Source organism: Bacillus sp. V33-4, from assembly GCF_002860225.1.
Taxonomy (GTDB): domain Bacteria; phylum Bacillota; class Bacilli; order Bacillales; family Cytobacillaceae; genus Bacillus_BJ; species Bacillus_BJ canaveralius.
The window spans coordinates 1-12,491 of the sequence record NZ_PGVC01000053.1 but is presented as its reverse complement, the minus strand read 5'-3'; the positions used below and the strand labels follow the sequence as shown (position 1 = coordinate 12,491).

Sequence of the window (12,491 nt, the reverse complement as noted above, 5' to 3'; positions counted from 1 at the left end):
TGACCCGCACGTACGGATCTGTGAGAGGCGCATGAAATTGTTCATGCGCCTACTCTATTTTGTAAGAATAGATTATCCTGTAAAAAGAATAAATGTCTGGGAGATGAGAGAGAATTGGCGGAAATTGTTCAATCAGCCTGTCCGTTAAATTGCTGGGATAACTGCGGCTTTCATGTAACAGTGGATGCAGGAAAAGTGAAAAAAATCGATGGCAATCCAAACCACCCAATTACCAAAGGTAAAATTTGCGGCCGCGGAAGAATGCTCGAAGCAAGGACGAACTCTAGTGAACGTCTTTTGTATCCGCTCAAAAAAATAAATGGGCAGTTCGAGCGAATTTCCTGGGATCAGGCGCTTAATGAGATTGCAGCCAAGCTTCAATATTTAAAAGAAAGCTTCGGAACCACCTCTGTCCTTCATAGCCATGATTATGCGAATGGCGGGTTGCTGAAAAATCTCGACAGCCGTTTTTTTAACAACTACGGCGGGGTTACTGAAATCACTGGCTCTATTTGTTGGGGATCGGGGATTGAGGGCCAATCATGGGACTTTGGTGATGCTTATAGCCATGGACCGGAAGATTTAATCAACAGCAAACAGATTGTTATTTGGGGACGGAATGTCGCCCGAACCAATATGCACTTTTTTGAAAATCTGCAAAACGCAAAACGGAATGGTGCGAAGCTGATCGTCATTGATCCGATTTATAACGCGACGGCGAAAATCGCTCATCAATACATTTCTATTCAGCCCGGAATGGATGGCATTCTCGCCGCCGGAATCATGAAAGAAATGCTGAGATTGGGACTCGAAGACAGGCACTTTATCAAAAACCATACGATCGGGTTTAAACATTTGGAAGAAGTTTTAGAGACGATAAGCATTGATGAAGTGAGCGAGTTAACTGGCGTTCCTGTCATGACGATAACTGAGCTGGCTGTTCTATACAGTGAAGGCCCGACCTCAAGTTTTTTTGGACTGGGCATGCAGCGTTATGCCAATGGCGGCAATACGATCCGTCTCCTTGATGCACTTGTGGCAGTCAGCGGAAACGTCGGCATTCAAGGCGGCGGCGCAAATTATGCGAACCGGCAGGTGGGACAGAGCTTTAATGTTCAAGCCTTAAGTTCAGCTCACAAAAAAACGGCATCCCGGCAATTTTTGATGATGAAACAAGCTGAATCTATTTTGGCTGCGAAGGATCCGGAAATAAAAATGATTATCGTAACATGCGGAAATCCGCTGACACAGGTGCCTGACACAAACCGGGTCAGACAAGCGTTTACATCGGTAGAGACTTTGGTTGTAATTGACCAGTTTATGACTGATACAGCTGAACTAGCTGATTATGTTCTACCGACAACGACAGCTTTTGAGGAGGAGGATATCTACTATTCTTCTATGTACCATCATTACGCAAATTACGGCCCGAAGCTCGTTGATGCTCCAGGGGAAGCTAAATCGGATTTATGGATTTGGACAGAGCTGGCTAACCGCCTTGGTTTTGGTGCTGAATTCGCTCATACGAGATCAGAATGGCTGGAACTTGGTTTGGAATCCTTATCTGGAGAGGGTGTTACTCTAGAAAAAATTAAACAGGATTCTTTTGCGGAGCTGCCTGTGGATACAGTACCCTGGAGAGAGCGCATTTTTAAAACGCCAAGCGGAAAATATGAATTCCTTTCTGCTGCAGCGATTAAAAAAGGCAGGCAAGGAGAGCTCTCCCTTTCCTTGCCGCATGAATCAAGATGGAGCCAGCCAGAGTTGGCTGAAAAATACCCGTTCACTTTACTGTCGATTCATCCGCTTCGTTCCAACCATTCGCAGCACTATCATTTATTGAATGGTCCAGAGCGCATTAAAGTAGAGGTTTCACCAGACATTGCTAAAAAAAGGAAACTTGCAGATAATGATTTTGTCAGAGTCTGGAATGAGCGTGGGGAGTTAAACGGGTATGTCTCGATCATGAAGCAGGCCCATCCTGGTACAATCAATATCGATGAAGGAACCGGCCGGAAATATGGCGGTGCCGTCAATCTGCTTACATCAAGTGATGTATCGGATAATGGGCTTGGCAGTACGGTTTATGACTGCCTTGTCAATGTGGAAAAGGTGTAAAGCTATAGCCATAATAACAAGCACCCTTGCGGTTAAAAGTGAGGGTGCTTGTTTTCGTAAAAGCAACAGGCCCGCTTATCGGGCTTGTGTTTTTATCTGGTACTATCTATAATTGTGAGAGGCTTGATTAGTACCCGGAAACGGATTTGAATAGATAAAACTATTGTTTGAGGAGTGAACCTGGATGGCTTTAACAGCAGGTATTGTAGGCTTGCCTAATGTTGGTAAATCTACTTTGTTTAACGCAATTACGCAGGCAGGAGCAGAGGCGGCAAATTATCCTTTCTGTACGATTGATCCGAATGTCGGGGTAGTCGAAGTTCCCGATCATCGCTTAAATAAATTAACAGAGCTGGTTGTCCCAAAGAAAACAGTACCAACCACCTTCGAATTTACTGATATCGCGGGCATTGTGAAAGGTGCCAGCAAAGGAGAGGGATTAGGAAATAAATTTCTTTCTCATATTCGTGAAGTTGATGCAATTTGCCAGGTTGTCCGCTGTTTTGCGGATGATAATATTACCCATGTGTCCGGCAAAATAGACCCAATTGATGATATTGAAACGATAAATTTAGAACTGATATTAGCTGACCTGGAGTCCGTTGAAAAGCGGATTGGCCGCGTTGGAAAGATGGCCAAGCAAAAAGATAAAGATGCTGTGTATGAGCTTGAAATTCTTGAAAAACTGAAAGAAGCTTTCGAACAAGAGAAACCAGCGCGCACAGTTGAGTTTACAGAAGAACAAATGAAAGTTGTCAAAGGGCTCCACCTACTGACGATTAAGCCCGTTCTTTATGTGGCAAATGTTGATGAAGATGATGTGGCAGACCCATCCTCGAATGAATATGTCCAGAAGGTGAAACAATTCGCTGCAGAGGATAATGCGGAGGTTATCGTTGTCTGTGCGAAAATTGAATCTGAAATTGCCGAGCTTGAAGGCGAAGAAAAGGCGATGTTTTTGCAGGAGCTGGGCATTGAAGAATCTGGTTTGGATCAGTTAATCCGCGCAGCTTATAACTTGTTGGGTTTAGCCACTTACTTTACAGCAGGTGTACAGGAAGTTCGTGCCTGGACGTTCCGAAAAGGAATGAAAGCACCCCAATGTGCCGGAGTTATCCACTCGGATTTTGAAAGAGGATTTATCCGTGCCGAAATAGTCTCTTACGATGACCTTATTGAGGCCGGCAGTATGACAGCTGCAAAAGAAGCAGGAAAAGTCCGTCTAGAAGGAAAAGACTACGAAGTTAAAGACGGCGATATTATCCATTTCCGTTTTAACGTTTAATAGTTGCACAAATAACCCTGTACTTGCTGCAGGGCTATTTTCATTCACTGGGTTTTCGCTTAAGCTCATAAATATAAACAAATATAAAGGCTTTAAGATTATTTGACAGATCATTGCCTTTAGGCTATGACTATGCTATAATTTGAACTTGTGAGTAATGTATAGTTGCTCCTTGCCCATTTGGGCCGTGTAGACCAAAAGGAGGTGAAAGTGATGAGAAAGTACGAAATTATGTACATCATCCGTCCAAACATTGAAGATGAGGCTAAAAAAGCGCTAATTGAGCGTTTTAATGGCATTCTAGCTGACAATGGTGCAGAGGTAGTTGAAACAAAGGATTGGGGTAAACGCCGTCTTGCTTACGAAATCAATGATTTGCGTGATGGCTATTACCAGATTCTGAAAGTCAACGCTGAAGCAGCTGCGGTTGATGAGTTCGCTCGTTTAGCTAGAATCAGTGAAGATATCATTCGTCATATGATTGTTAAAGAAGAAGATAAATAAGAATACAAAAATTTCCAGTTTGTAAAATGTTTCACGTGAAACATTCTCTGGATGAGGGGAGTTGATTCTGATGATGAATCGTGTCATTCTTGTGGGTCGGTTAACAAAGGATCCCGAATTACGATACACACCAAATGGAGTACCTGTGGCAACCTTTACGCTTGCTGTTAACCGTAATTTTACGAATCAGCAGGGCGAACGGGAAGCAGACTTCATCAATTGTGTTGTTTGGCGCAAACCGGCTGAGAATGTAGCAAATTTCTTGAAAAAAGGCAGTCTTGCTGGAGTTGATGGCAGAGTTCAAACCCGCAACTATGAGGGACAGGATGGAAAGCGTGTTTATGTAACTGAAGTATTGGCTGAAAGTGTTCAATTTCTTGAACCAAGAGGGGCTTCAGGTGACAAAGGCGAGGGTGGATACAATAACCCGCGGGAACAAGGCTCCCCATTTGGTGGAAACAATAATCAGAATCAACGCCAGAACAATAACAACCAAGGTTATACACGTGTCGATGAAGATCCATTTGCCAACAATGGGCAAATCGACATCTCGGATGATGATCTTCCATTCTAACACTCATATAATGACCGGTAAAAAACGAAATAAAGGAGGGAAATGAAAATGGCAGGTGGAGGACGCAGAGGCGGACGTGCAAAACGCCGTAAAGTTTGCTACTTTACAGCAAACGGAATCACTCATATCGATTACAAAGATGTAGATCTTCTTAAGAAATTCATCTCAGAACGCGGTAAAATTTTACCTCGTCGTGTAACAGGTACAAATGCTAAATACCAACGTAAATTGACAGTTGCTATTAAACGCGCTCGCACAATGGCTTTATTGCCATACGTTTCAGGCGAATAATGCACGAAAAGACAGCAGGAAATATTCTGTTGTCTTTTTTTATAAAAAAAGCAGGAATTTTCCCATCTATATGGAATTCTTTTATTGAGTAATAAAAGGAGGAACCTAGATGGATAAAACAAGTTACATAGCGGGTCTTCTTTATTATTTAACCGATAGAGAAGACATCCAGGCTGCTGCAATTGAACTCCTCAACGGGGAGTTAACACTCAAAAAAGCCACCAAGAATAGACAAATTTGTGATTACGTATCTAAAGCCGAAAAGCAATATGCTTCAAACATGATCGATCCGGAACTTCAGAAAAAGGTTGTTTTCTTTGTTGAAAGCCATCTTTTTGAAGTTACCAATAGCTAGCATTAAGCCATTATCAAAAAGAGAGCATAAGGAGAGTGACTCTTTCACTCTTTTATGCTCTCTTTTAATACGAGGGATGTCTCTGACAAGGGATCTTTTTACATTTTCTTATGCTTTGAAATCAGTTTGGTTGAACGTGCTCTTAATAGTAGCTAAAATAGACTTTATGGGGAAATAAATCAGAGGTGAATTATGAAAAATGTATATAATTTGACGCAAGGGGCCGTTTTTCTTGCCATTTATACAGTCTTATTGCTGATAACGCTCTATGTGCCGGTCATCGGCACTGTCATAAATTACTTTTTACCATTTCCGTTTATATTGTTTTCAGCTAAACATGAATTGAAAAGCTCGGCTGTATTCCTGGTTGCGTCGATACTGCTTTCTTTCATTGTTGGGTCCTTTTTTGGTATTTCGTTAACCTTGGGCTTTGGATTGACTGGGTTAATAACCGGATATTTAATTAAAAAGCAAAAGAGCAGAGTTGTCATTTTTATCGCAGCCTCGTTCGTTTTCCTTCTTAATTTGATCGTGCAGTATGTCGTTGCAGTCATCCTGTTTCAGATAAACTTTATTGAAGAGCTAATGACAATTCTGCGTCAATCGGTCGACATGTCGATTAAGATGCTTACATCGTTCGGCCAGGAGCCGGATGGTCGCGTTATTGAACGCTTTGAATCGGGAATTGACATGATTGAAACCTTAATGCCAAGCCTTTTTGTGCTTTTTTCGTTTTTAAGTGTATTTTTAATCCATTTAATCTCGATGCCTATAGTCCAGAGGCTGGGACTGACACCACCCAAATGGAAGCCTTTACGAGAACTTGTGCTGCCGAAAAGCTTGCTTTGGTACTATTTATTTGCTTTAATTGCATCATTGCTGATTAGGCCTGAAGAAGGGACATACTGGTACTGGGCACTTGCGAACCTGGTGTATATTCTGCAGTTTTTTATGATATTACAGGGAATTTCATTTATTTTTTTTATAAGCTACGTAAAGGGCTATTCAAAAGCGATTCCGATTTTTGTAACAATACTTGCTTGCCTGTTCCCTTTTGTTCTTTATATTGTAAGGATATTAGGTATAATTGACATAGGCTTTAATTTAAGACAGCGTTTAATAAAGTAGATGACTGACATTTCACTACTGTTATAGGAGTTGAAAAAATGCCTTCTTACTTGGAAAAAAGATCCATACGGTATCTGATTTATGGATTAATGGGCGTAACAGTGGTGATTCTAGGGGTTCTAGCATATTATAATTGGATTTTAAGCGTTATTGGGTTGGCTCTTGTTGCCCTTCCTTTTTATTTACTGATCATGCTTGATTATAAGCAGCGTAAAGAGACCGAGGATTACATCTCCACTTTATCCTACCGGGTCAAAAAGGTCGGGGAAGAAGCACTGATGGAGATGCCGATTGGAATTATGCTCATTAATGATGACTATATCATTGAGTGGACCAATCCATTTCTTGCCTCTTGTTTTCATGAGGATACACTCGTTGGAAGGTCACTGTATGATGCCGCCGATTCGCTGATTCCGATTATTAAGCAGGAAATAGAAACCGAAATTATCACAATTCATGACCGTAAATTCAGGGTTATTCATAAACGGGAAGAACGCCTTCTGTACTTTTTTGATGTGACAGAACAAACAGAAATAGAAAAAATGTACCATGATGAACGTACCGTAATTGCCATTATCTTTTTAGACAACTATGATGAGCTGACACAGGGGATGGATGATCAAACCCGCAGCAACCTTAACAGTCTCGTTACCTCAATCCTCAATAAGTGGGCAAATGAGAATGGCGTTTTTCTAAAAAGAGTTTCCTCGGAACGGTTTATTGCCATTTTTAATGAAAGCATTCTCCACTCTTTGGAAAAAGGGAAATTTGGAGTCCTGGATGAGGTTCGGGAAGCTACTTCCAAGCAGAATGTAGCGCTCACCTTAAGTATCGGCGTTGGAACAGGAGTATCTTCACTGCCTGAACTTGGCTCGCTTGCCCAGTCAAGCCTGGATTTGGCGCTTGGACGGGGCGGTGATCAAGTTGCGATTAAACAGACAAACGGGAAAGTTAAGTTTTTTGGCGGTAAAACAAATCCAGTTGAAAAAAGAACGAGAGTCAGGGCACGCGTGATTTCCCACGCCTTAAAGGAATTGGTTACTGAAAGTGATAAAGTGATTGTGATGGGCCATAAGAGCCCTGATATGGACGCGATTGGTTCGGCGATCGGTATTCAGAAAGTCGCGAATATGAACCAGCGGAAGGGTTATATCGTTGTCGATAGTGCAGAACTTGATACAGGTGTCAGGCGGCTTATGGAGGAAATTAAAAATCATGAAGCGCTAAGGGATAGTATCATAACTCCAGATCAAGCTCTTGAAATGGCAACGGATGATACACTGTTAGTCATTGTTGATACTCATAAGCCTTCTTTTGTCATTGATGAAAGGCTTGTGAAACGAATTGATAAGGTTGTTGTTATCGATCATCATCGCCGCGGTGAGGAGTTTGTGGAAAATCCGCTTCTCGTTTACATGGAGCCATATGCTTCGTCAACAGCAGAGCTTGTTACTGAGATGCTCGAATATCAGCCTAAACGTGGAAAAATTGATATGCTCGAAGCAACAGCCCTTCTGGCAGGAATCATCGTTGATACTAAAAGCTTCACGTTAAGGACGGGCGCAAGAACATTTGATGCCGCTTCCTATTTGCGCGGACAAGGCGCCGATACTGTTTTGGTCCAAAAGTTTTTGAGGGAAGATATCAATACTTATGTAAGAAGGGCAAAGCTGATAGAAACGGTTGACTTTTATCATGACGGAATAGCGATAGCCCGGGGCAATGAAGATGCTATACATGACCAGGTGCTCATCGCCCAGGCAGCCGACACCCTGTTGACGATGGACGGTGTTGGAGCATCGTTTGTCATTTCGAAGCGATCACAAGATATGATTGGGATTAGTGCACGTTCGCTGGGAGATGTGAATGTCCAGATCATCATGGAAATGCTTGATGGTGGGGGACATTTAACCAATGCGGCTACCCAACTGGCCAATATAACAATAAACGAGGCTGAAGAACGATTAAAAGCAGCGATAGATGAGTATTTAGAAGGGAGAACGAAAAAATGAAAGTGATCTTTTTAAAAGATGTAAAAGGAAAGGGAAAAAAAGGTGAAGTCAAAAATGTGGCAGATGGCTACGCCCATAATTTTTTAATTAAGCAGGGCCTAGCCATAGAAGCGAATAACGCCAATGTAAGCTCCTTAAATGCTCAAAAGAAAAAAGAAGAAAAACAGGCGGCAGAAGAATTTGAAGAAGCAAAAAGACTAAAAGAAAAGCTTGAGAAGGTTACGGTTGAATTATCTGCAAAAGCAGGGGAAGGCGGTCGCCTTTTTGGTTCAATCACAAGCAAACAAATTGCCGAAGAGCTCCAAAAGAAAGAAAACATTAAGATCGATAAACGAAAAATTGAATTAGATGATGCGATCCGTTCATTGGGTTACACAAAGGTACCAGTGAAGCTTCATACCGAGGTGACTGCTTCTTTAAATGTTCATGTGAAAGAAGCAAACTAAAATTGGCAGTTCCATTCCCGAACAATCATGATAAAATGAAAGAGTTAAACATTTAATGTGATCGGTTGAGCTGGTCACATTTTTTCTGGGGTTTTTTTGAAAAATCATTCCTCTGGAAAAAGGGAGGTTTGTAATTATGAGTGATTTATTTGCAGATCGGCTTCCCCCGCAAAATCTCGAAGCCGAACAAGCCGTTCTTGGCGCAATCTTTCTGGAACCGTCATCATTAACGCTTGCATCGGAGATATTAATTCCAGAGGATTATTACCGGGCAGCTCATCAAAAGATTTTTAATGTCATGCTAAAGTTAAATGATGAGGGGAAAGCGGTTGATTTAATCACCGTAACAGAAGAATTAGCAGCAGCCAAACTATTGGAAGACACAGGCGGAGTCAGTTACTTAAGTGAACTGGCAGGGTCTGTACCTACAGCAGCCAATATTGAGTATTATGCAAAAATCGTAGAGGAGAAATCTTTACTGCGCCGTTTAATCCGCACTGCAACATCGATTGCACAGGACGGGTTTACGCGTGAAGACGAGGTTGAAGTCCTCCTTGGGGAAGCGGAAAAAAGTATTCTTGAAGTCGCACAGCGGAAAAACGCTGGTGCTTTTCATAATATTAAAGATGTATTAGTGCGAACCTATGATAATATCGAAACGATGCATAATCGCGTTGGTGATGTTACCGGAATTGCAACCGGCTTTGCTGAGCTTGATAAAATGACTGCGGGTTTTCAGCGAAATGACTTAATTATTGTCGGTGCGCGGCCTTCTGTCGGTAAGACAGCGTTTGCTTTAAATATTGCCCAAAACGTGGCAACTAAAACGGGAGAGAACATCGCGATCTTCAGTTTGGAAATGGGTGCGGAGCAGCTTGTCATGCGTATGCTGTGTGCAGAAGGAAACATTGATGCACAAAGGCTGCGGACCGGCTCCTTGACTGATGAGGATTGGGGAAAGTTGACGATGGCGATGGGCAGTCTGTCAAATGCCGGCATCTTTATCGATGATACACCGGGAGTCAGGATAACCGATATTCGTTCAAAATGCCGCCGTTTAAAACAGGAACATGGCTTAGGAATGATTTTGATCGATTACCTTCAGCTCATTTTAGGGAGCGGCCGTTCTGGAGAAAACCGACAGCAGGAAGTTTCGGAAATCTCGCGTTCTTTAAAGGCCCTCGCCCGTGAACTGCAGGTTCCTGTGATCGCCCTTTCCCAGCTTTCCCGTGGCGTGGAACAGCGCCAGGATAAGCGGCCAATGATGTCGGATATCCGTGAATCGGGAAGTATCGAGCAGGATGCCGATATTGTCGCGTTTTTGTACCGTGATGATTACTATGATAAAGAATCAGAGGACAAAAACATTATCGAAATTATCATTGCGAAACAGCGTAACGGCCCGACTGGAACCGTTCAGCTTGCCTTTGTAAAAGAATATAATAAGTTCGTAAACCTGGAAAGGCGTTACGATGGATCAGCAATGCCACCTGGAGCATAATGATTGATAAGGATCAGATGGGTTAAACTATCTGGTCCTTTTTTATAGTTTTGTATTTTTACGAACATATATTAATATTTTAATATAAAATGTTCGTGTTTTATTGACTTTTCCATGAAAGAGTTGATAAACTTAGGATGTTAAAATCGGAAAAAAATTAAAAAATGATTTTTTGGAGGTGCTTTAATGTCTTCGGTTGTTGTGGTAGGTACACAGTGGGGAGATGAAGGAAAAGGAAAGATTACCGACTTTCTTTCTGAAAATGCTGAAGTAATTGCTCGATATCAGGGTGGTAACAACGCTGGACATACGATTCGCTTTGATGGTGTAACATACAAGCTGCACTTAATCCCATCAGGAATTTTTTATAAAGAGAAAATTTGCGTGATCGGCAACGGAATGGTCGTCGACCCGAAAGCACTTGTAAAGGAATTGGCCTACTTACATGAAAGAGGCATTGTTACAGATAATCTGCGGATCAGTAATCGCGCACATGTTATTTTGCCATACCACTTAAAATTAGATGAGGTTGAAGAGGACAGCAAAGGCGCAAATAAAATTGGCACCACGAAAAAGGGAATCGGCCCAGCGTATATGGATAAGGCTGCCCGGATTGGTATCCGGATTGCTGATTTGCTTGATCGGGAAGTGTTTGAAGAAAAGCTTGCCCGCAATCTTGAAGAAAAGAATCGTCTATTGGAACGTATTTATGACACGGAAGGGTTTAAGATCGAAGAAATATTGGATGAATATTATGAATACGGACAGCAAATCAAGCATTATGTACGTGACACTTCTGTTGTCCTTAATGATGCACTTGATGAAGGAAGAAGGGTGCTATTTGAAGGGGCTCAGGGAGTGATGCTTGATATCGACCAGGGCACATATCCTTTCGTTACCTCTTCAAACCCGGTTGCAGGCGGAGTAACAATCGGTTCTGGTGTAGGACCGACGAAAATCAAGCACGTCGTTGGTGTTTCAAAGGCATATACTACACGTGTAGGCGATGGTCCTTTCCCGACCGAATTAAATAATGAAATTGGCCATCAAATTCGCGAAGTAGGCCGTGAATATGGAACAACGACTGGGCGTCCCCGCCGTGTCGGCTGGTTTGACAGTGTTGTTGTTCGCCATGCCCGCCGTGTCAGTGGGATCACCGACCTTTCTTTAAATTCAATTGATGTTCTGACAGGTATCGAAACTTTAAAAATTTGCGTTGCCTACAAGTATAAAGGAGAAACGATTGAGGAATTCCCGGCAAGCTTGAAGGTGTTGGCAAAATGTGAGCCTGTTTACGAAGAACTTCCTGGTTGGACGGAAGACATTACTGGCTGCAAATCTTTAGACGATCTGCCGGTAAATGCGCGTCATTACCTCGAACGTGTTTCTCAGTTGACAGGAATACCGCTTTCAATCTTTTCAGTAGGACCGGACCGTTCTCAAACAAACGTTGTCCTCAGCCCATGGCGCCAACATTAATCAAAAAACAGGAAGCCCGTATTTTCAGGGTCTTCCTGTTTTTATATTCAAACAAAAAAGGAATTGTTTTCATGCTGTTTGATAGGGTAAAAAAAATATGTACATTCAAATATTCCTATGGTAATATTAGAAACGTCGTTAAAAACATGAAGTGTTATTTTAACACGAGCCATTAGCTCAGTCGGTAGAGCATCTGACTTTTAATCAGAGGGTCGAAGGTTCGAGTCCTTCATGGCTCACCATATATTATGGCCCGTTGGTCAAGCGGTTAAGACACCGCCCTTTCACGGCGGTAACACGGGTTCGAATCCCGTACGGGTCATTTTGAAATACAACAATCTCTAAGGCTAACAATTTTCAAAATAAACAAATTGAACCCTGAGACTCTTAGATTAATCCGGTCCCGTGGTGTAGCGGTTAACATGCCTGCCTGTCACGCAGGAGATCGCCGGTTCGATCCCGGTCGGGACCGCCATACATAATTAAGCTCAGCAACTCAGCTGTGAGATCTTTTTTAGCAAAGGGTCAAACAGCATTTTGAAATTTAGGAACAACTTACAATTTGGCTCAGTAGCTCAGTCGGTAGAGCAGATTGCTCACATCAATGAAAAGCTTCTGTGGCAATCTGCGAGAAAGATCGTGAGATCTTTTGAGCAAAGGGTCAAACAGCATTTTGAAATTTAGGAACAACTTACAATTTGGCTCAGTAGCTCAGTCGGTAGAGCAGATTGCTCACATCAATGAAAAGCTTCTGTGGCAATCTGCGAGAAAGATCGTGAGATCTTTTGAGCAAAGGGT

At 42.3% G+C, this 12,491-nt stretch carries 11 protein-coding genes and 3 tRNA genes; all 14 read left to right on the top strand.

Annotated features, from left to right (window positions below):
- Nucleotides 1–114: 114 nt before the first annotated feature.
- A complete protein-coding gene (locus CVD23_RS17985) occupies nt 115–2,118 on the top strand; it encodes a molybdopterin-dependent oxidoreductase (RefSeq protein ID WP_101666738.1) in 2,004 nt (667 codons plus the stop codon).
- 184 nt (nt 2,119–2,302) lie between these two features.
- A complete protein-coding gene (gene ychF, locus CVD23_RS17980; protein WP_101579160.1) occupies nt 2,303–3,403 on the top strand; it encodes a redox-regulated ATPase YchF in 1,101 nt (366 codons plus the stop codon).
- A gap of 213 nt (nt 3,404–3,616) precedes the next feature.
- Nucleotides 3,617–3,907, top strand: coding sequence for a 30S ribosomal protein S6 (gene rpsF, locus CVD23_RS17975; RefSeq protein WP_101579161.1), 291 nt, complete (start codon nt 3,617–3,619; stop codon nt 3,905–3,907).
- A 70-nt stretch (nt 3,908–3,977) separates the two neighbouring features.
- Nucleotides 3,978–4,481 carry a single-stranded DNA-binding protein gene (gene ssb, locus CVD23_RS17970; protein WP_101579162.1) on the top strand — a complete coding sequence of 168 codons (504 nt, stop codon included), beginning with the start codon at nt 3,978–3,980 and terminating at the stop codon, nt 4,479–4,481.
- A 48-nt stretch (nt 4,482–4,529) separates the two neighbouring features.
- Entirely contained in the window at nt 4,530–4,772 is a 243-nt protein-coding gene (gene rpsR, locus CVD23_RS17965) for a 30S ribosomal protein S18 (protein WP_101658852.1), read from the top strand.
- A 109-nt stretch (nt 4,773–4,881) separates the two neighbouring features.
- Complete coding sequence (locus CVD23_RS17960) at nt 4,882–5,127, top strand: hypothetical protein (RefSeq protein WP_101579164.1); 246 nt, start codon at nt 4,882–4,884, stop codon at nt 5,125–5,127.
- A 192-nt stretch (nt 5,128–5,319) separates the two neighbouring features.
- Nucleotides 5,320–6,255: a YybS family protein gene (locus tag CVD23_RS17955; protein WP_101666737.1), complete on the top strand. Its 936-nt coding sequence runs from the start codon at nt 5,320–5,322 to the stop codon at nt 6,253–6,255.
- A 38-nt stretch (nt 6,256–6,293) separates the two neighbouring features.
- Nucleotides 6,294–8,267, top strand: a complete 1,974-nt coding sequence (locus CVD23_RS17950; RefSeq protein ID WP_101666736.1) for a DHH family phosphoesterase — start codon at nt 6,294–6,296, stop codon at nt 8,265–8,267.
- The gene (rplI, locus tag CVD23_RS17945) at nt 8,264–8,713 is read left to right on the top strand and encodes a 50S ribosomal protein L9 (RefSeq protein WP_101579167.1); all 450 of its coding nucleotides are present in this window, start codon (nt 8,264–8,266) and stop codon (nt 8,711–8,713) included. The genes CVD23_RS17950 and rplI overlap by 4 nt, the downstream gene beginning before the upstream one ends.
- A gap of 136 nt (nt 8,714–8,849) precedes the next feature.
- Nucleotides 8,850–10,214: a replicative DNA helicase gene (dnaB, locus tag CVD23_RS17940; protein WP_101579168.1), complete on the top strand. Its 1,365-nt coding sequence runs from the start codon at nt 8,850–8,852 to the stop codon at nt 10,212–10,214.
- 186 nt (nt 10,215–10,400) lie between these two features.
- Nucleotides 10,401–11,693 (top strand): adenylosuccinate synthase, encoded by a 1,293-nt coding sequence (locus CVD23_RS17935; protein WP_101579169.1) that lies wholly within the window; start codon nt 10,401–10,403, stop codon nt 11,691–11,693.
- A gap of 166 nt (nt 11,694–11,859) precedes the next feature.
- Nucleotides 11,860–11,935: transfer RNA gene (locus CVD23_RS17930), tRNA-Lys, on the top strand.
- A gap of 8 nt (nt 11,936–11,943) precedes the next feature.
- Nucleotides 11,944–12,015 (top strand) — tRNA-Glu (locus tag CVD23_RS17925).
- 77 nt (nt 12,016–12,092) lie between these two features.
- Nucleotides 12,093–12,168 (top strand) — tRNA-Asp (locus CVD23_RS17920).
- Nucleotides 12,169–12,491 lie beyond the last annotated feature (323 nt).

What these genes read in the sequence shown, in the direction of transcription:
- ssb (WP_101579162.1), top strand. Translation starts at nt 3,978, where the DNA reads ATGATGAATCGTGTCATTCTTGTGGGTCGGTTAACAAAGGATCCCGAA.
- rpsF (WP_101579161.1), top strand. Translation starts at nt 3,617, where the DNA reads ATGAGAAAGTACGAAATTATGTACATCATCCGTCCAAACATTGAAGAT.
- CVD23_RS17950 (WP_101666736.1), top strand. Translation starts at nt 6,294, where the DNA reads ATGCCTTCTTACTTGGAAAAAAGATCCATACGGTATCTGATTTATGGA.
- dnaB (WP_101579168.1), top strand. Translation starts at nt 8,850, where the DNA reads ATGAGTGATTTATTTGCAGATCGGCTTCCCCCGCAAAATCTCGAAGCC.
- ychF (WP_101579160.1), top strand. Translation starts at nt 2,303, where the DNA reads ATGGCTTTAACAGCAGGTATTGTAGGCTTGCCTAATGTTGGTAAATCT.
- CVD23_RS17955 (WP_101666737.1), top strand. Translation starts at nt 5,320, where the DNA reads ATGAAAAATGTATATAATTTGACGCAAGGGGCCGTTTTTCTTGCCATT.
- rpsR (WP_101658852.1), top strand. Translation starts at nt 4,530, where the DNA reads ATGGCAGGTGGAGGACGCAGAGGCGGACGTGCAAAACGCCGTAAAGTT.
- CVD23_RS17935 (WP_101579169.1), top strand. Translation starts at nt 10,401, where the DNA reads ATGTCTTCGGTTGTTGTGGTAGGTACACAGTGGGGAGATGAAGGAAAA.
- CVD23_RS17960 (WP_101579164.1), top strand. Translation starts at nt 4,882, where the DNA reads ATGGATAAAACAAGTTACATAGCGGGTCTTCTTTATTATTTAACCGAT.
- rplI (WP_101579167.1), top strand. Translation starts at nt 8,264, where the DNA reads ATGAAAGTGATCTTTTTAAAAGATGTAAAAGGAAAGGGAAAAAAAGGT.